Origin of the sequence: Pseudomonas sp. NBRC 100443 (assembly GCF_030268185.1) — a bacterium.
In the GTDB taxonomy this organism is placed as follows: domain Bacteria; phylum Pseudomonadota; class Gammaproteobacteria; order Pseudomonadales; family Pseudomonadaceae; genus Pseudomonas; species Pseudomonas citronellolis.
Genome location: NZ_BSQE01000017.1, coordinates 50,697 through 68,594, shown reverse-complemented (window position 1 = coordinate 68,594; position 17,898 = coordinate 50,697). Strand labels below are relative to the sequence as shown.

14 protein-coding genes are annotated in these 17,898 nt (G+C 68.8%); 8 read left to right on the top strand and 6 right to left on the bottom strand.

Annotation, left to right across the window (positions count from 1 at the left end; genetic code table 11):
* Positions 1 to 12: 12 nt before the first annotated feature.
* Positions 13 to 2,574 carry an intermembrane phospholipid transport YdbH family protein gene (locus QSJ95_RS21375; RefSeq protein WP_285645159.1) on the bottom strand — a complete coding sequence of 854 codons (2,562 nt, stop codon included), beginning with the start codon at positions 2,572 to 2,574 and terminating at the stop codon, positions 13 to 15.
* Between the two features lie 163 nt (positions 2,575 to 2,737).
* On the opposite strand from QSJ95_RS21375, the gene dadR reads away from it, so the two are divergent.
* The 3 genes from dadR to QSJ95_RS21360 all read left to right on the top strand — a co-directional run bounded on the left by dadR (position 2,738) and on the right by QSJ95_RS21360 (position 6,249).
* Positions 2,738 to 3,226, top strand: coding sequence for a transcriptional regulator DadR (dadR, locus tag QSJ95_RS21370; RefSeq protein WP_009614106.1), 489 nt, complete (start codon positions 2,738 to 2,740; stop codon positions 3,224 to 3,226).
* A 105-nt stretch (positions 3,227 to 3,331) separates the two neighbouring features.
* Positions 3,332 to 4,651: an NAD(P)/FAD-dependent oxidoreductase gene (locus tag QSJ95_RS21365; protein WP_061563102.1), complete on the top strand. Its 1,320-nt coding sequence runs from the start codon at positions 3,332 to 3,334 to the stop codon at positions 4,649 to 4,651.
* Between the two features lie 44 nt (positions 4,652 to 4,695).
* Complete coding sequence (locus QSJ95_RS21360) at positions 4,696 to 6,249, top strand: phospholipase D family protein (RefSeq protein ID WP_285645155.1); 1,554 nt, start codon at positions 4,696 to 4,698, stop codon at positions 6,247 to 6,249.
* Between the two features lie 161 nt (positions 6,250 to 6,410).
* Here QSJ95_RS21360 and QSJ95_RS21355 read toward each other — a convergent pair whose 3' ends face one another.
* Positions 6,411 to 7,580 carry an MFS transporter gene (locus QSJ95_RS21355; protein WP_009614113.1) on the bottom strand — a complete coding sequence of 390 codons (1,170 nt, stop codon included), beginning with the start codon at positions 7,578 to 7,580 and terminating at the stop codon, positions 6,411 to 6,413.
* A 298-nt stretch (positions 7,581 to 7,878) separates the two neighbouring features.
* Entirely contained in the window at positions 7,879 to 9,372 is a 1,494-nt protein-coding gene (locus tag QSJ95_RS21350; protein ID WP_009614115.1) for an aldehyde dehydrogenase, read from the bottom strand.
* Positions 9,373 to 9,642: 270 nt separating this feature from the next.
* Here QSJ95_RS21350 and QSJ95_RS21345 point away from each other — a divergent pair, with 270 nt between their 5' ends.
* Entirely contained in the window at positions 9,643 to 10,005 is a 363-nt protein-coding gene (locus tag QSJ95_RS21345; RefSeq protein WP_009614116.1) for a cupin domain-containing protein, read from the top strand.
* A gap of 371 nt (positions 10,006 to 10,376) precedes the next feature.
* Here the strand turns inward: QSJ95_RS21345 and rpmG are convergent, their stop codons facing one another.
* Both rpmG and rpmB read right to left on the bottom strand, forming a co-directional pair.
* The gene (gene rpmG / locus QSJ95_RS21340) at positions 10,377 to 10,532 is read right to left on the bottom strand and encodes a 50S ribosomal protein L33 (RefSeq protein ID WP_009614117.1); all 156 of its coding nucleotides are present in this window, start codon (positions 10,530 to 10,532) and stop codon (positions 10,377 to 10,379) included.
* A 12-nt stretch (positions 10,533 to 10,544) separates the two neighbouring features.
* Entirely contained in the window at positions 10,545 to 10,781 is a 237-nt protein-coding gene (gene rpmB, locus QSJ95_RS21335) for a 50S ribosomal protein L28 (protein WP_009614118.1), read from the bottom strand.
* Between the two features lie 366 nt (positions 10,782 to 11,147).
* Here rpmB and QSJ95_RS21330 point away from each other — a divergent pair, with 366 nt between their 5' ends.
* The gene (locus QSJ95_RS21330; RefSeq protein WP_285645141.1) at positions 11,148 to 12,719 is read left to right on the top strand and encodes an ABC transporter substrate-binding protein; all 1,572 of its coding nucleotides are present in this window, start codon (positions 11,148 to 11,150) and stop codon (positions 12,717 to 12,719) included.
* A 48-nt stretch (positions 12,720 to 12,767) separates the two neighbouring features.
* Here the strand turns inward: QSJ95_RS21330 and radC are convergent, their stop codons facing one another.
* Complete coding sequence (gene radC, locus QSJ95_RS21325; protein ID WP_009614120.1) at positions 12,768 to 13,442, bottom strand: RadC family protein; 675 nt, start codon at positions 13,440 to 13,442, stop codon at positions 12,768 to 12,770.
* Between the two features lie 140 nt (positions 13,443 to 13,582).
* Between radC and coaBC the strand changes: the two genes are divergently transcribed.
* From coaBC to QSJ95_RS21310, 3 genes are read left to right on the top strand one after another with little or no spacing between them, the layout of a single operon-like run.
* Positions 13,583 to 14,791, top strand: coding sequence for a bifunctional phosphopantothenoylcysteine decarboxylase/phosphopantothenate--cysteine ligase CoaBC (gene coaBC / locus QSJ95_RS21320; protein WP_285645140.1), 1,209 nt, complete (start codon positions 13,583 to 13,585; stop codon positions 14,789 to 14,791).
* Between the two features lie 7 nt (positions 14,792 to 14,798).
* Positions 14,799 to 15,254: a dUTP diphosphatase gene (gene dut, locus QSJ95_RS21315; protein WP_285645138.1), complete on the top strand. Its 456-nt coding sequence runs from the start codon at positions 14,799 to 14,801 to the stop codon at positions 15,252 to 15,254.
* Positions 15,255 to 15,291: 37 nt separating this feature from the next.
* Entirely contained in the window at positions 15,292 to 17,898 is a 2,607-nt protein-coding gene (locus QSJ95_RS21310; RefSeq protein ID WP_285645136.1) for a phosphomannomutase/phosphoglucomutase, read from the top strand.

Genomic DNA, 17,898 nt, shown 5'->3' with positions numbered 1-17,898 from the left:
TTCTCCTTGCGATCAGGGCGCGGCAGGTGGCTGGTTGCGCAGGCGTTCCTGCACGCGCTTGCGGATGGTGTCGCTGACCCGGTCGCTCAGCTGCAGGCTGGTCAGCAGGTCCGGGATGTTCTCCTCCAGGTTGACGTTGAGGTTCACCGGCCGCCCCTGCTCCAGCGCCGGGTTGCGGCCGCTGATGGCCAGGGCCAGGAGCAGGCGGCCGCCCTCAGCATAATCCACGCGGCTGGCCAGGCGCTCGTAGCGGAAGTCGTCGAGCATGGTCGCCACCAGCTGCATGGCCGGGTTGCTCTGGCCGAGGGCGCGGATCTTCTCCGAGCGGAACTGCAGGGTGCCCGGCTGCCGCGCGGCGACCTGGCCGCCCTGGATGCGCAGCCCGCCCGGGCCGAGCAGCAGCGGCAGCTCACCGTCGAGAATGCCGTTGCCGGCCAGGCCCTCGGCGGGATAGGCCTTGAGGATTTCCTCCAGCAGCACGCCTTGCAGGTGCAGGCTCTGCGCGGGGTTTTCGCGGGCCAGTTGCAGCGTGCCGGCGTCCAGCCAGGCGCGGCCGCCGAACAGCTTCAGCTCGGCCTGGCGCCAGTCCAGGCGGCCGGCCAGCGGCTGGTCCAGGCCGGCGCTGTAGCCACCCTGGAACTGCAGGGGCCCGAGCAGCACGCCGGGGTTGAGCTGTTCCACGCGCAGGCCGGGCAACTGCAGCGTCAGTTGCGAGCCGCGCAGTTGCAGCTTCGCCTCGCCGTCCAGGCCGTGGATCTCGCTGCGGTCGTAGACGCCTTCCAGGCCCCGGCCGTTCAGCGTCAGGTCCAGCTGCTGGGCGCCCTGCCCCGGTGGCAGGCGCCACTGCGCGCGGGCCTGCAGGCGGCCGTTGTTCAGGCTGAGCAGCGCCGGCCAGTCGGCCAGGCTGGCCGCCAGCGGGTTGCCGCTGCGCAGGAAGAATTCCGGCAGTTGCGCCGTCAGCTCCAGGCTGCCGTCGGCCTGGTGGCGCAACTCGACGTCGGCGGCCAGGCCACCGCTATTCTGCAGCCGGCCCTTGAGCTGCTGCTGCGCCAGGCCGGCGCCGAGCTGGCCCTGGTAGCTCCAGGCGAGCGGCTTGAGGTGCGCCTGGCGCAGCTCGCCGGCCGACAGTTGCACGGCGCCGTCGAAGCCCAGGCTGAAGGGCTGGCCGGCGGCGTAGCCCAGCGCCAGGCTGGCCTTGTCCGCCGTCGCGCCGAGCTTGGCGGCCTTCAGCCCCTGGGGCCCGGCCAGGCTGCCCAGGTTCAGCTTGGCGCCCTTGCCCAGGCGCAGGCTGGCCGCGGCCTGGCCAATCTCGCCGTCCAGCGGCAGGTCGAGCGCCGCCTTGCCCAGGCGCAGGCCGGGCAGTTGCAGGTCCGCTACCTGGGCTTGCAAGCGGGCCTGACTCAGGGCCAGCGACAAGGCTTCGCCCTCCACCAGCGCCAGCACACCTTGCAGGCGCAGGTCGCTGGCGCCCTTGCCGCGCAGGTCCAGGCGTACCGCGCCGGGGGCGCTGTCGTCGGGTTGCAGGCCCAGGCGCAGGTTGGCCGGGCGCAGGCCCACCGGTAGCGCCTGCAGCCAGTCGCCGTAAAGGTCGGCCAGGTAGAGGTCGCCGTCCAACACCCGCGGCCGCCACTGCCCCGGCGCGGTCGCGGCCGCCTGCAGTTGCAGGTCGCCCTGCAAGGTGCCCAGGCCCGGTAGCGGCCAGGGCTGCGGCAATTGCATGGCCAGCTCCAGTTCGCCCTGGCTGTCGCGCAGTGCGGGCCAGTCCGGCCAGGGGCCATCGCCGCCGAGGGTGCTGTCCCAGCTCAGGCGCAGGCGCCCGGCCTCGGGTAGGGAGACCGGCAGGGTCGGCGTCGGCAACCAGGGCGCCAGCCAGGCGCGCACGGCGTCCAGCGGTGGCACTCCAGGGCTGGCCAGGCTGCCGCGCCAGTGGCGCTCGGCTGGCGCCCAGCTGGCGTCGAGGTCGGCCAGGCGTTCGCCATCCAGATCGGCCTTCAATGCCAGCCGCCAGGCGTCCTGTTCCGGGTGCAGGGTGCCGTCGAGGGCCAGGCGCTGAGCGCCCTGCTGCAGTTCGGCGGCCAGGGACGCGGCGTTGCCGGGCAGCTGCTGCCAGTGCAGGCTGCCGACCAGGGTGCAGCGCTGCTGCCCGGCGCAGGGCAGTTCGAACTCGGCGCGCTGCAGGACGGCCCGCTGCGGCAGCAGGCCGAGCCACAGGCCCACCTGGTCGGGCGTCGGCCACTCCCCCGCCTCTTCTTCCGTCGTCGCGGCGGCGGGCCAGGAACCCACGCGTAAGCGCTGTAGCTCCAGGCCACCCAGGCGCCAGCGCCCGTCGATGCGCCGCGGCCAGCCCAGGCGCAGCTGATCGGCCTGGATTTCCAGGCGCGAAGCGGACTTTTCCCGCGTTACGGCCAGCCGTTGCAGTGTCAGACCGTCCAATGAAATGCCCGGCCCCTGCCAGTTCAGGCCGGCGATGCCCTGCTCCGCGAGCAGCCGCTGCCAGGCCTGCCCCGCCCAGACGGCGAGCAGCGCGATGAGCAACGCCAGCAACAGCAGGATTCGGGTACGGGTCGAGCGCATGCCAGGCTCCGGCGGCGAAGTGGAAGGCCCGCGCATCCGGCGCGGACCTGGGAACAGGCTGGCGGCGTGCCCGCAGAAGATCAAGGGGCAGTGATATCCACTGGCTTAACGTCTATATTTGGCGACAATCACCAACCATAAGCACCGCCCCCGAGCAGCCTCCATGAGAACCCAGCACCAAAGCCGCCGCGAACTGGACAAGATCGACCGCAACATCCTGCGCATCCTCCAGGAAGAAGGGCGCATTTCCTTCACCGAGCTGGGCGAGCGCGTCGGCCTCTCCACCACCCCCTGCACCGAGCGGGTGCGGCGCCTGGAGCGCGAAGGCATCATCATGGGCTACAACGCCCGGCTGAACCCGCAGTACCTCAAGGCCAGCCTGCTGGTGTTCGTCGAGATCAGCCTGGACTACAAGTCCGGCGACACCTTCGAGGACTTCCGCCGCGCCGTGCTCAAGCTGCCCCACGTGCTGGAGTGCCACCTGGTGTCCGGCCACTTCGACTACCTGGTGAAGGCGCGCATCTCGGAAATGGCCTCCTACCGCAAGCTGCTGGGCGACATCCTGCTGAAGCTGCCCCACGTGCGCGAGTCGAAGAGCTACATCGTGATGGAAGAGGTCAAGGAGAGCCTGACCCTGCCGATTCCCGACTGATCGCAACAGCTTGTCGAGTTTTTACGGCTTCCCCCCTTGGCGTGGCGGGAAGCCGGCGTTTATCCTGCGTAAAATTTTAACAACACAATAATCAGGATATCGCACATGAACGCCCGCGTTCGCCTCCCGGTGCACACCGACCAGCACGCCCCTTCCTACTACGCCGCGACCCTCAACCGTCGCATCCAGTGCCCTCCCCTGGCCGGCGAGGAAGTGGCCGACGTGTGCATCATCGGCGGCGGCTTCTCCGGGCTGAACACCGCGATAGAACTGGCCGAGCGCGGCTTCTCGGTGGTCCTGCTGGAGGCCCGCAAGATCGGCTGGGGCGCCAGCGGGCGCAACGGCGGCCAACTGATCCGCGGCGTCGGCCATGGCGTCGAGCAGTTCGAGCCGGTGATCGGCAAGGACGGCGTGCGCCAGCTCAAGCTGATGGGCCTTGAGGCCGTGCAGATCGTGCGCCAGCGCGTGGAGAAGTACGGCATCGACTGCGACCTGACCTGGGGCTACTGCGACCTGGCCAACAAGGCCTCGGACGTCGAGGGCTTCCGCGAGGACTACGAGGAGCTCAAGAGCCTGGGCTACACCCACGAGCTGCGCCTGGTCCCGCAGGCGGAAATGCGCAGCATCGTCGGCGCCGACTGCTACGTCGGCGGCATGGTGGACATGGGCTCGGGCCACCTGCACCCGCTCAACCTGGCCCTGGGCGAGGCGGCTGCGGCGCAGTCCCTGGGCGTGCGCCTGTTCGAGGATTCGCAGGTCACCCACATCGACTACGGCGCCGAAGTGCGGGTGCGCACCGCCAAGGGCAGCGTGCGCGCCAAGACACTGGTGATCGGCTGCAACGCCTACCAGAACGGCCTGAACAACTACCTCGACGGCAAGGTGCTGCCGGCCGGCAGCTACGTCATCGCCACCGAGCCGCTGCCGGCGGACCTCGCCCACGAGCTGCTGCCGCAGAACATGGCGGTGTGCGACCAGCGCGTGGCCCTGGACTACTACCGCCTCTCCGCCGACAACCGCCTGCTGTTCGGCGGCGCCTGCCACTATTCCGGGCGCGACCCGGCGGACATCGCCGCCTACATGCGGCCGAAGATGCTCAAGGTGTTCCCGCACCTGGCCGACGTGCGCATCGACTACCAGTGGGGCGGCATGATCGGCATCGGCGCCAACCGCCTGCCGCAGATCGGCCGCCTGCCCGGCCAGCCCAACGTGTACTTCGCCCAGGCCTATTCCGGCCACGGGGTGAACGCCACCCACCTGGCCGGCAAGCTGCTCGCCGAGGCCATCGCCGGGCAGCAGGGCAGCGGTTTCGAGCTGTTCGCCAAGGTCCCGCACATCACCTTCCCCGGCGGCAAGCTGCTGCGCTCGCCGCTGCTGGCGCTGGGCATGGCCTGGTATCGCTTCAAGGAGGCGCTGAGCGGCTAGAATCTCCGCAGTCCCGCTACGGCGGGCGGCCTGGAGATTCCCGCTTGCTACCACGCTTCCTGTGGCTGGCGCTGCTGCTGCTCGGCGGCTGCGCCAGCGTTCCCCTGCCCACGCCCTCGCACGCCCTGTCGCCGGGCGGCACGGCCCTCGGCGACGCCGTGCAGCAGCGCGCGGCGGCGCACCCCGGCGCCTCCGGCTTCCGCCTGCTGGCCTCCAGCAGCGACGCCTTCCTCGCCCGCGCCGAGCTGATCCGCGCCGCCCAGCGCAGCCTGGACATCCAGTACTACATAGTCCACGACGGCCTCACCACCCGCGCGCTCATCCACGAGCTGCTCAAGGCCGCCGACCGCGGCGTGCGCGTGCGCGTGCTGATCGACGACACCAGCAGCGACGGCTGGGATTACGAGATCGGCGTGCTGGCCGCCCACCCGAACATCCAGGTGCGCCTGTTCAACCCGCTGCACCTGGGCCGCAGCACCGGCATCACGCGCAACCTCGGGCGCCTGTTCAACCTCGCCGAGCAGCACCGGCGCATGCACAACAAGCTGTGGCTGGCCGACAACAGCGTGGCCATCGTCGGCGGGCGCAACCTGGGCGACGAGTACTTCGGCGCCAAGGCGGAAATGAACTTCAGCGACCTCGACCTGCTCGGCGTCGGCCCGGTGGCCAAGGAGCTGGGACAGAGCTTCGACCAGTACTGGAACAGCGCCATCAGCCGCCCCATCGAGGACTACCTGTGGGGCAAGCCCGAGCGCGCCGACCTCGAACGCGCCCGGCGCGGCCTGGACAGCTACCTGGAGAAGAGCCGGGTGCGCCACTCCGCCTACCTGCAGCGCCTGCACCTGCGCGGCGCCTCGTCGAACCTGGACAGCTGGCTCGACGACCTGGTCTGGGCCCCGGGCCGCGCCATCTGGGACGACCCGCTGAAGGTCCTGGACGGCGGCCAGAGCCGCCCGCAGCAACAGCTGAGCACCCAGCTCGAACCGCTGTTCCGCCAGGTGTCGAAGGAACTGATCCTGGTCTCGGCCTACTTCGTGCCCACCGACAGCGGCGTCACCTACCTCACCGGCCGCGCCGACAACGGCGTCAGCGTGCGCCTGCTGACCAACTCCCTGGAAGCCACCGACGTGCCCGCCGTGCACGCCGGCTATGCGCCCTACCGCATGGCCCTGCTGGAGCACGGCGTGCAGCTCCACGAACTGCGCGCCCAGCCGGACCAGCGCCTGGCCGGCGCGCCCTGGACGGTGCGCGGCTCCAGCAGCGCCAGCCTGCACAGCAAGGCGATCGTCTTCGACCGGCGCCAGGTGTTCATCGGCTCCTTCAACTTCGACCCGCGCTCGATCATCTGGAATACCGAGGTCGGCATCATCGTCGACAGCCCGGAACTGGCGGAGCAGACGCGCAAGCTGGCGCTGGCCGGGATGTCGCCCAGCGTCAGCTACCAGGTGCGCATCGACCGCAGCGGCAGCCGCCCGCGGCTGACCTGGGTCGACGAGCGCGACGGCCATCCGCACGTGCTGCACCACGAGCCGGGCAGCCTGTGGCGCCGCTTCAACGCCTGGATAGCCGGCGCCATCGGGCTGGAGAGAATGTTATAGGCGTTATCCGCGATCACCGTGCGTGGGCTCGGCCCATCGCGGACGGAGTCCCGCTACGTGGCAGGAGTCGCCCCGTAGGATGGCGTTGAGCGCAGCGATACCCATCACCGCGGCCGCATGGGTATCGCAAGCTCAACCCATCCTACGAAGAGCAGCAGGCCTCAGCGCCCGCTCGCTTCCGGCAGCTCATCGCCCTCCAGTTCCACCGGCGGCAAGCCCTTGCGCCATACCAGCACGACGAAACCGAAGGCGCCCAGGGCCATCATCAGCGGCAGCGCATGGCCGCTCACCCACTGGCTGACCGCGCCGGTGGTCAGCGGTCCGATCAGGCAGCCGATGCCCCACAGCTGGGCGATGTGCGCGTTGGCGCGGACCAGCGCATCGTCGCGGTAGCGCTCGCCGATGAGGATCAGCGACAGGGTAAAGAGCCCCCCGGCGCTCGCGCCGAACAGCACCAGCACCGGCCAGATCGCCGGCCCGTGCAGCAGCGGCGGGATGCCCAGGCTGCTCAGCAGCAGGACGATGCCGCAGCCCTTGAACAGCGTCTGCCGCGACACCCGGTCGGCCAGCCAGCCGATGGGCAGCTGCAGCAGCGCGTCGCCCACCACCACCACCGTGACCATGGTCAGCGCCACCGCCTGGGTGAAGCCTTGGCGCACGCCGTAGACCGGCAGCAGGGTGAGGATCATCGCCTCGAAACCGGCGAACAGCACCACCGCCCAGGCGATGGCCGGCAGCTTGGCGCAGAAGGCGAACAGGCCGCGCCCCGAGGCGCTGTGCGGGTCCACCCTGGGCGCGCCGCCGCGACCGACGAGCAGCAGCGAACCGCACACCAGCAGGCCGACGCCCAGCCAGAAGCCGCGGTCGTCGGCGGTGCCGATGAAGGTCAGCAGCACCGGGCCGGACAGTTGGCTCAGCGCATAGCCGGTGCCGTACAGGGCCACCAGGCGGCCGCGCCATTTCTCCACGGCCAGCTGGTTGATCCAGCTCTCGCCGAGGATGAACACCACGGTCAGTTGCACGCCGATCAGCAGGCGCAGCACCAGCCACACCGGGTAGTTCTGCAGCAGCGCCAGCAGGCCGACGGAAAAGGCCCCGCTGAGCAGGCACCAGCGCATCAGCCGCGGCGTGCCCAGGCGGGCGGCCAGGCGCCCGGAGATGAGCGCGCCGAGCAGCACGCCGGCAGCCGGCGTGGCGGCCATCACGCCGATGGCGAAGCTGCCGTAGCCCCAACTTTCCAGGCGCAAGGACACCAGGGGCATGGTCAGGCCGAGGGCCAGGCCGATGCTGATGACCGACAGGCAGACAGCGAAATAGGCACCCCAACGCATTGTCGTTCTCCCGTTCCATCCGGAGCGCACTCCGAGCCAGAGGCCGAGCCCGGCGCGCAATGCAAAGCGGCCGGGCTCCCCAAGGGAAACCCGGCCGCGGGTATGGCTCTTTGTCAGAGCCGCCCCGGCGAGGGGGCCGACCTAGCAAGCCTTTTGACTCTGGACTTCGCCACGGAGGGCGCGAGCTAGAGCCAGGCAAGGCGTGATCGGATTCGGACGCGCAGTTTACGCCAGTAAATGAGCAGGCCGAATCCGATCACAACGCAGCATGGCCGACGCGCAGCCCCGCCGAACGTTGTTACAGCTTGATCCAGGTAGCCTTCAGCTCGGTGTACTTGTCGAAGGCGTGCAGCGACTTGTCGCGGCCGTTGCCCGACTGCTTGAAGCCACCGAAGGGCGCGGTCATGTCGCCGCCGTCGTACTGGTTGATCCACACGCTGCCGGCGCGCAGGGCCCTGCCGATCAGGTGGGCCTTGGACAGGTTGCTGGTCCAGACCGCGGCGGCCAGGCCGTACGGGGTGTCGTTGGCGATGCGCACGGCTTCCTCGGCGTCCTCGAACTCGATCACCGACAGCACCGGCCCGAAGATTTCCTCGCGGGCGATGCGCATGGCGTTGGTCACGCCGTCGAAGATGGTCGGCTCGACGTAGGTGCCGCCGGTCTCTTCCAGGGTGCGCTTGCCGCCGGCCACCAGCTTGGCGCCGTCGTCGTGGCCGGCCTGGATGTAGCTCAGCACGTTGTTCATCTGGGTGGTGTCGACCAGCGCGCCGACGTTGGTTTCCGGGTCCAGCGGGTTGCCCGGCTTCCAGGCCTTCAGCGCTTCGACCACCAGCGGCAGGAACTCGGCCTTGATGGATTTCTCCACCAGCAGGCGGGAACCGGCGGTGCACACTTCGCCCTGGTTGAAGGCGATGGCGCTGGCGGCGGATTCGGCGGCGGCCTTCAGGTCAGGCGCGTCGGCGAAGACGATGTTCGGGCTCTTGCCGCCGGCTTCCAGCCATACGCGCTTCATGTTCGACTCGCCGGCGTAGACCATCAGCTGCTTGGCGATCTTGGTCGAGCCGGTGAACACCAGGGTGTCGACGTCCATGTGCAGGGCCAGGGCCTTGCCCACGGTGTGGCCGAAGCCCGGCAGGATGTTCAGCACGCCTTTCGGGATGCCGGCCTCGACGGCCAGCTGGGCGACGCGGATGGCGGTCAGCGGCGACTTCTCGGACGGTTTGAGGATCACCGAGTTGCCGGTGGCCAGGGCCGGGCCGAGCTTCCAGCAGGACATCAGCAGGGGGAAGTTCCATGGCACGATGGCGGCGACCACGCCCACGGCTTCGCGGGTGACCAGGCCCAGCTGATCATGCGGGGTGGCGGCGACTTCGTCGTAGACCTTGTCGATGGCTTCGGCATTCCAGCGGATGCTGTTGGCGGCGCTGGCGACGTCGATGTTCAGCGCGTCGCTGATCGGCTTGCCCATGTCCAGGGTTTCCAGCAGTGCCAGTTCTTCGGCGTGCTGCATCATCAGCTCGGCGAAGCGGATCATGACCTTCTTGCGCTTGGCCGGCGCCTGGCGCGACCACACGCCGGACTCGAAGGCGGCACGGGCAACCTGCACGGCGCGCTCGGCGTCGGCGGCGTCGCAGCTGGCGACCTTGGCCAGGAAGCGGCCATCCACCGGGCTGATGCAGTCGAAGGTGGCGCCGTCGGCGGCATCGACGTACTGGCCGTCGACGAAGGCGCGGCCTTCGATCTTCAGGTTCTGGGCGCGAGCTTCCCAGTCGGCGCGAGTGAGGGTACTCATGACAACTTGTCCTCTTATTGAATTACTTATCGAAGTCCCGGCGCCCCGGGGATGGGCGCGCTGTCAGAAATTCTGCAAGGCGGCGCGAGGGCCACGCTGTCCGCCACCCTAAACCGGGATGGGCGAATTTTCAATATTTTTGACACTTTGGCGCCAAAACGCCTTGTCACGTTCGTTTTATTAAACATAGACTCGATCGATTCCGCCTCCGTCCGGGCCCCCCCGCAGTGGCGGAGCACTCGTACAACCCACAATAAAACGAGAGTCAGCATGAACATCGAGCAGATCGTCGACTTCGCCCAGGCCGGCACCGCCGCCGAGCACTACCGCCCGGCGCCGGAGAAGGTCCTCAAGGGCGATCCCGAGCAAAGCGTGCGCAACCACTACGCCAGCCCCTGCGGCCAGTTCAACGTCGGCATCTGGGAAGGCGCGGTCGGCCACTGGACCATCAACTACACCGAGCACGAATACTGCGAGATCCTCCAGGGCGTGTCGGTGATCCGCGACGCCGACGGCGGCGCCAAGACCGTGCGCACCGGCGACCGCTTCGTCATCCCGGCCGGCTTCAAGGGCACCTGGGAGGTGCTGGAGCCTTGCCGCAAGGTCTATGTGATCTTCGAACAGAAGGCTTGATAGCTGTTTGACGAAAAAACGCCGCTTTCTCCAAAGCGGCGTTTTTGTTTTGTTGGGGGCTGCCCTGTCATTGCAGGGCGGATAACGCCAATGGCGTTGCACGGGCGTAGGAGCAACTGTCTGCGCCGAGGCGTTTTTCGTAGGATGGGTTGAGCTTGCGAAACCCATGCGGTTGCGCTGATGGGTATCGCTCCGCTCAACGCCATCCTACGAAAAGCCACGCTCGCTCATGCGGTAGGCGGGCTTCGTCCGCGATGGGATTCGCCGGCCACGCCGGACGCCCCGGTGGCACGAACGGCCCCACCAGCCCCGCCGCGCAGACATGAAAAAACCCGCCAATCGGCGGGTTTCTTCGCAAGGGCCGGGATCAATTACTTGATCTTGGCTTCCTTGTAGATCACGTGCTTGCGAACGACCGGATCGAACTTCTTGATCTCGATCTTCTCAGGCTTGGTGCGCTTGTTCTTGTCGGTAGTGTAGAAGTGGCCGGTACCGGCGCTGGACACCAGACGGATCAGTTCACGCATGATTGCAGCTCCTTAGAATTTTTCGCCGCGGGCGCGCAGGTCGTTCAGGACGGCCTCGATGCCACGCTTGTCGATGATACGCATGCCCTTGGCGGAAACGCGCAGGCGTACGAAGCGCTTCTCGGACTCAACCCAGAAACGGTGGTGCTGCAGGTTCGGCAGGAAACGGCGGCGGGTTTTGTTGTGTGCGTGGGAAATGTTGTTCCCGGTAACCGGACCCTTACCGGTCACTTGGCAAACTCTCGACATGGCTCAGCCCTCTATAAACCACATGCCAAACCCGGCATGGGTTGGCTGCTTGAACTCGTTGATACTTGGTTTCCACCCGGGTCTTACCTGCCCGACCGCCACTCGATTCCGAGTCGACGGGGCAGGGCCCCAGAAAAGAGCGCAGCTTTATATCAGAAAGCCGCTTAGTGCCGCAAGGGAGCAAGCGGCTTATCCACATGCCGGCGCAGCGCGGCCGCGGCCCGGCGCCCTTGCCGTTCGTCGACTTTCACCGTTGTCGCCCGCCGCGGCTTGGTCTAGGGTAGCCGGTTCAAGGCCGACAACGGCCTTGCATGACTGCGCCCAGCCCACGGGACGGGCATTTTCCCACCATTTCCGGAGTCCGTCATGCGTCTGCTTCCACTCGCCCTGCTGCTGGCCCCCGCCCTGGCCGGCGCCAGCACCCTCAGTGTCTGCACCGAGGCCAGCCCCGACGGCTTCGACGTCGTGCAGTTCAATGCCCTGACCACCACCAACGCCTCGGCTGACGTGCTGATGAACCGCCTGGTGGAGTTCGACGCGGCGCAGGGCAAGGTGGTGCCGAGCCTGGCCGAGAGCTGGACGGTCTCCGCCGACGGCCTGACCTACGACTTCAAGCTGCGCGGCGGGGTGAAGTTCCACCACACCGACTATTTCAGCCCCAGCCGCGAACTGGGCGCCGACGACGTGCTGTTCAGCTTCCGGCGCATGCTCGACCCCGCCAACCCCTGGCACAAGGTGGCGCAGAGCGGCTTCCCCCACGCCCAGTCGCTGCAGCTGCCGGCCCTGATAAAAGCCGTGGAGAAGGTCGACGAGCACCAGGTGCGCTTCACCCTGAGCCACCCCGACGCCACCTTCCTGCCCATGCTCAGCATGGGCTTCGCCTCCATCTATTCCGCCGAGTACGCCGACCAGCTGATGAAGGCCGGCACCCCGGAGAAGCTCAACGCCCAGCCCATCGGCAGCGGCCCCTTCGTCTTCAAGCGCTTCCAGAAGGACGCGCAGATCCGCTACACCGCCAACCCGGACTACTTCGCCGGCAAGCCGGCGGTGGACAACCTGCTGTTCGCCATCACCCCAGACGCCAACGTGCGCCTGCAGCGCCTCAAGCGCGGCGAATGCCAGATCGCCCTGTCGCCCAAGCCGCTGGACATCGAGGCCGCGGCCAGGGACCCGGCCCTGCGCATCGAGCAGACGCCGGCGTTCATGACCGCCTTCGTCGCCCTGAACAGCCAGCACCCGCCGCTGGACAAGCCCGAGGTGCGCCAGGCGATCAACCTCGCCTTCGACCGCCAGACCTACCTGAAGTCGGTGTTCGAAGGCAGCGCCACTGCCGCCGAGGGCGTCTACCCGCCGAACACCTGGAGCTATGCCAAGGACATCCCCGGCTACCCCCACGACCCCGCCCAGGCCAAGGCACTGCTGGAAAAGGCCGGCCTGAAGGACGGCTTCAAGACCACCATCTGGACGCGCCCCAGCGGCAGCCTGCTCAACCCCAACCCGAGCCTGGGCGCGCAGCTGCTGCAGGCCGACCTGGCCAAGGTCGGCATCCAGGCCGGGATCCGCGTGATCGAGTGGGGCGAACTGATCCGCCGCGCCAAGGCCGGCGAGCACGACCTGCTGTTCATGGGCTGGGCCGGCGACAACGGCGACCCGGACAACTTCCTTACCCCGCAATTCTCCTGCGCCAGCGTGAAGTCCGGGCTGAACTTCGCGCGCTTCTGCGACCCGAAGCTGGACGGCCTGATCAGCCAGGGCAAGGCGCTGAGCGAGCAGGACAAGCGCAGCGCGCTCTACCACGACGCCCAGCAGCTGATCCACGACCAGGCCCTGTGGCTGCCGCTGGCGCACCCCACGGCCTCGGTGCTGCTGCGCAAGGAGGTCAAGGGCTACGCCGTGAACCCGTTCGGCCGCCAGGATTTCTCCAAGGTCAGCCTCTGAGGCGCCGTTCAACGTGGGGCCGGCGCGATACCGGCCCCACGGCGAGCCTCACACCCAACCCATCTCCGCCATCGACAGCGGCTCGCCGTCGCCGACGATGAAGTGGTCGAGCACGCGCACGTCCACCAGCGCCAGGGCGTCCTTCAGGCGCTGCGTCAGCCTGCGGTCGGCCTGGCTCGGCTCGGTGATGCCCGAGGGATGGTTGTGACTGAGGATCAGCGCCGCGGCGTTGTGCGCCAGGGCGCGCTTGACCACCTGGCGCGGGTAGACGCTGGCGCTGTCGATGGAGCCGTGGAACAGCACCTCGAAGGCCAGGACACGGTGGCGGCCGTCGAGGAACAGGCAGGCGAACACCTCGTGGGCCTCGTGGCGCAGCCGCGCCTTGAGGAAGTCGCGCACCGCCTGCGGGCTCTCCAGGGCGGAATCGCGGCGCAGCTGCTCGGCCAGGTGGCGGCGGGCCATCTCCAGCACCGCCTGCAGCTGGGCGTACTTGGCGCGGCCCAGGCCCAGGTGGCTGCTGAAGCTGGCCTGGTCCGCCTCCAGCAGCGCGCGCAGGCTGCCGAACTCATGGAGCAGACGCCGCGCCAGCTCCACCGCGCTGCAGCCGACCACGCCGGTGCGCAGGAAGATGGCCAGCAGCTCGGCGTCGCTGAGGCTCGCCGCGCCGCGCTCGAGGAGTTTTTCCCGCGGGCGTTCTGCCGCGGGCCAGTGACGAATGCTCATGCAACCTCCCTGTCGAGCCGCCCGCTGTGCCGGGGCGGGCGCTGTGCTATCTTAGCCCGTCCCTTTCGCGCGACCGGAGGCCTGGGGAGGCGTCTCCGGCCCTGACGCGCGTCATCCAATTCCGAAGATAAGGCGGGCCTATGCAGCGGCTCTATCGAAAACGCATCGTCCTCGGCGTGGGCGGCGGTATTGCGGCCTACAAGAGCGCCGAACTGGTCCGCCGCCTGCGCGACCAGGGCGCGGAAGTCCGCGTGGTGATGACCCAGGGCGGCCGTGAGTTCATCACCCCGCTGACGCTCCAGGCGCTGTCCGGCCACCCGGTGCACCTGGACCTGCTCGACCCCGCCGCCGAAGCGGCCATGGGCCACATCGAGCTGGCCCGCTGGGCCGACCTGGTGCTGATCGCCCCGGCCACCGCCGACGTCATGGCGCGCCTGGCCCAGGGCGTGGCCAACGACCTGCTGACCACCCTGGTGCTGGCCACCGATGCCCAGGTCGCCCTGGCCCCGGCGATGAACCAGTCCATGTGGCGCGACCCGGCCACCCAGGCCAATGCCGAACTGCTGCGCGGCCGCGGCCTGCACTTCTTCGGCCCGGCCGCCGGCAGCCAGGCCTGCGGCGACGTCGGACCCGGGCGCATGCTCGAGGCCGAGGAGCTGGCCCAGCGCGCCGCCGACTGCTTCCAGTTCCTCTCGCTGACCGGCCAGCACGTGCTGATCACCGCCGGCCCGACCCAGGAAAACATCGACCCGGTGCGCTACATCACCAACCACAGCTCCGGGAGGATGGGCTTCGCCCTGGCCGAGGCCGCCGCCGAAGCCGGCGCGCGGGTGACCCTGGTGACCGGCCCGGTGCACCTGCCGACGCCCGACCGGGTGAGCCGCGTCGACGTGGTCAGCGCCCGCGACATGCTCGCCGCCTGCGAAGCCGCGATGCCGGCCGACCTGCTGATCGCCGCCGCCGCGGTGGCCGACTACCGCCCCGAGCTGGTCGCCACGCAGAAACTGAAGAAGGACCCGACCACGGGCGACGGCCTGCTGCTGCAGCTGGTGCGCAACCCGGATATCCTCGCCACCCTCGCCCAGCGCGCCGACCGGCCGTTCAGCGTGGGCTTCGCCGCGGAGACCGAGAACCTGCTGGAGTACGCCTCGCGCAAGCTCAAGGACAAGAACCTCGACCTGATCGTGGCCAACGACGTGGCCAACCCCTCGATCGGTTTCAACAGCGAAGAGAACGCGATCACCGTGATCGACCGCGAATTGCACGAAACTGCCTTCGCCCAGACCAGCAAGGGCAAGATCGCCCGCCAGCTGATCGCCTTCATCGCCGACCGCCTGAAACGACACTGAGAACCCGATGCATTCCCTGCAAGCCAAGATCCTCGACCCGCGCCTGGGCGCCGAATTCCCCCTGCCGCAGTACGCCACCCCCGGTTCCGCCGGCCTGGACCTGCGCGCCATGCTCAAGCAGGACACCGTCCTCGAACCCGGCCAGACGCTGCTGATCCCCACCGGCCTGTCCATCCACATCGCCGACCCGGGCCTGGCCGCGCTGGTGCTGCCGCGCTCCGGCCTTGGCCACAAGCACGGCGTGGTGCTGGGCAACCTGGTCGGGCTGATCGACTCGGACTACCAGGGCGAGCTGATGGTCTCCTGCTGGAACCGCGGCAACACCCCCTTCACCATCGCCATCGGCGAGCGCATCGCCCAGCTGGTGCTGGTGCCGGTGGTGCAGGCGCATTTCGAGCTGGTCGACAGCTTCGACGAAAGCCAGCGTGGCGCCGGCGGTTTCGGGCACTCGGGCAGCCACTGACACAATCCTCCAGGACGATTCGCCGAGGAGATGTTGCATGAAACTTTTCCAACGCAGTGCCAAGGGAACGGCCGACCTGCCGGAAGTCGCCCCGCCGCCGAAGGCTTCGGCAGGCCCGGCGGCCCGGCCGGAACTCAAGTCGCTGCTGCCGGCCCTGGGTGTGGCGACCCTCGGCGTGGCCGCCGCCGGCGCCCTGCTGTGGCTGACGCTGTTCGGCAGCGCCGAGCAGATGCACCGCCAGCAGTTGGCCGGCGCCTGGGGCGAAAGCCAGTCCGGCGCCCTGCGCCAGGCCCTGCTCCAGCTCGCCGCCGACACCCGTAGCGCCGCCGCCAACCCCGCGCTGCTGCCGGCGCTGGCCGACGCCAACAGCGCCCGCGCCCTGGAGGCCACCCTCGCCCACTGGCACCAGGACGGCCTGGTGGACGTCCACCTCAACGCCAGCGGCCAGGCCAGCCAGGACAACCAGCGTCCCGGCCCGCTGAACTACGCCGCCCTGGACATGCTGCGCCGCGCCGAGAGCGGGCAGAACGTCGCCCCCGAGGCCTACCGCGTCGGCCAGCGCTGGCTGCTCTACAGCGCCACGGCGCTGCGCGGCCCGGACAACGCCATCCAGGGCAGCCTGATGCTGGTCTTCGACCTGCAGCGCCTGCTCAAGGCCCTGCCGGACATGCCCGCCGACACCGGCCAGCTGCAGCTGGCCCAGCAGTTCGGCAGCTCGCCGGCGCAGGTCCTGCTGCAACGCGGCGAGGCCGGCAACGCCGCGCCGCTGAACCTGGCCAGCGGCAACCCGAACTGGAAACTCAGCTTCACCCCCGGCCCGGCCCTGACCGCCGCGCTGTATCCCCCGGCTCTGCTGGGCTGCGCCGCACTGCTGGCGCTGGCCGGCGCGCTGCTGGGCGTGTACCTCGCGCAAAGCGCCCTGCAACGGCGCCTGCGCCAGGACGCCCAGGCCATCGGTCAGTACTTGCAGGAACTCGGTGGCCAGCGCACTGCCAAAGCACCTGAAGTCGGCCTCGCCGCACTGCAACCGCTGGCCCAGGCGCTGGCGCGGCAGCCCAGGCGCAAGGCCGAGCCCCCGGCCCCCGCCAGCCCCGCACCGGCCCCCGAGCCCCGCCCGGTGGCGGCGAAGATCGACAAGCCGGCCAGCGCCGAGACGCAGCTGGTCGACCCACTGTTCCAGAACACTGACATTCTGGACATCGACATTCTTGATGAAGACCAGGACCTCCTGGGATTGGAGCAAACCCCCGCCATGAGCACGCCCAAAGCCCCGCAACTGCCCGCCAGCATCTTCCGCGCCTACGATATCCGCGGCGTGGTCGGCGACACCCTGACCGCCGAGACCGCCTACTGGGTGGGCCGCGCCATCGGTTCCGAGAGCCTGGCCCGTGGCGAGCCCTGCGTCAGCGTCGGCCGCGACGGCCGCCTGTCGGGCCCGGAGCTGGTCCAGCAACTGATCCAGGGCCTGCTCGACTGCGGCTGCCAGGTCACCGACATCGGCATGGTGCCGACCCCGGTGCTGTACTACGCGGCCAACGTCCTGGAAGGCAAGTCGGGCGTGATGCTCACCGGCAGCCACAACCCGCCGGACTACAACGGCTTCAAGATCGTCGTCGCCGGCGAGACCCTGGCCAACGAGCAGATCCAGGCCCTGCGCGAGCGCATCGAGAACAACGACCTCGCCAGCGGCGTGGGCAAGGTGCAGCAGGTGGACATCCTGCCGCGCTACTTCCAGCAGATCCGCGACGACATCGCCCTGGCCAAGCCGCTGAAAGTGGTGGTGGACTGCGGCAACGGCGTCGCCGGCGTGATCGCCCCGCAACTGATCGAGGCCCTGGGCTGCACCGTCATCCCGCTGTACTGCGACGTCGACGGCACCTTCCCCAACCACCACCCGGACCCGGGCAAGCCGGAGAACCTCGAAGACCTGATCGCCAAGGTCAGGGAAACCGGCGCCGACCTCGGCCTGGCCTTCGACGGCGACGGCGACCGCGTGGGCGTGGTGACCAACGAAGGCACCATCATCTACCCCGACCGCCTGCTGATGCTGTTCGCCAAGGACGTGGTCTCGCGCAACCCGGGCGCCGACATCATCTTCGACGTCAAGTGCACCCGCCGCCTGATCTCCCTCATCAGCGGCTACGGCGGCCGCCCGGTGATGTGGAAGACCGGCCACTCGCTGATCAAGAAGAAGATGAAGGAAACCGGCGCGCTGCTGGCCGGCGAGATGAGCGGCCACATCTTCTTCAAGGAGCGCTGGTACGGCTTCGACGACGGCATCTACAGCGCCGCCCGCCTGCTGGAGATCATCAGCCTCGACAAACGCGACAGCGAGCATGTGTTCTCGGCCTTCCCGCTGGACGTCTCAACACCGGAAATCAACATCACCGTCACCGACGAGAGCAAGTTCGCCCTGATCGAAGCGCTGCAGCGCGACGGCCAGTGGGGCGAGGCCAACCTCACCACCCTCGACGGCGTGCGTGTCGATTATCCCAAGGGCTGGGGCCTGGTACGCGCCTCCAACACCACGCCGGTGCTGGTGCTGCGCTTCGAGGCGGATTCCGAAGCCGAACTGGAACGCATCAAGGACGTGTTCCGCAACCAGCTCAAGGCGGTCGACCCCGCCCTGACCATCCCCTTCTGA

Bases quoted from the DNA above. Each gene is read 5' to 3' on its own strand.
- QSJ95_RS21375 (WP_285645159.1), bottom strand. From the start codon at position 2,574: ATGCGCTCGACCCGTACCCGAATCCTGCTGTTGCTGGCGTTGCTCATC.
- dadR (WP_009614106.1), top strand. From the start codon at position 2,738: ATGAGAACCCAGCACCAAAGCCGCCGCGAACTGGACAAGATCGACCGC.
- QSJ95_RS21365 (WP_061563102.1), top strand. From the start codon at position 3,332: ATGAACGCCCGCGTTCGCCTCCCGGTGCACACCGACCAGCACGCCCCT.
- QSJ95_RS21355 (WP_009614113.1), bottom strand. From the start codon at position 7,580: ATGCGTTGGGGTGCCTATTTCGCTGTCTGCCTGTCGGTCATCAGCATC.
- QSJ95_RS21350 (WP_009614115.1), bottom strand. From the start codon at position 9,372: ATGAGTACCCTCACTCGCGCCGACTGGGAAGCTCGCGCCCAGAACCTG.
- QSJ95_RS21345 (WP_009614116.1), top strand. From the start codon at position 9,643: ATGAACATCGAGCAGATCGTCGACTTCGCCCAGGCCGGCACCGCCGCC.
- rpmG (WP_009614117.1), bottom strand. From the start codon at position 10,532: ATGCGTGAACTGATCCGTCTGGTGTCCAGCGCCGGTACCGGCCACTTC.
- rpmB (WP_009614118.1), bottom strand. From the start codon at position 10,781: ATGTCGAGAGTTTGCCAAGTGACCGGTAAGGGTCCGGTTACCGGGAAC.
- QSJ95_RS21330 (WP_285645141.1), top strand. From the start codon at position 11,148: ATGCGTCTGCTTCCACTCGCCCTGCTGCTGGCCCCCGCCCTGGCCGGC.
- radC (WP_009614120.1), bottom strand. From the start codon at position 13,442: ATGAGCATTCGTCACTGGCCCGCGGCAGAACGCCCGCGGGAAAAACTC.
- coaBC (WP_285645140.1), top strand. From the start codon at position 13,583: ATGCAGCGGCTCTATCGAAAACGCATCGTCCTCGGCGTGGGCGGCGGT.
- dut (WP_285645138.1), top strand. From the start codon at position 14,799: ATGCATTCCCTGCAAGCCAAGATCCTCGACCCGCGCCTGGGCGCCGAA.
- QSJ95_RS21310 (WP_285645136.1), top strand. From the start codon at position 15,292: ATGAAACTTTTCCAACGCAGTGCCAAGGGAACGGCCGACCTGCCGGAA.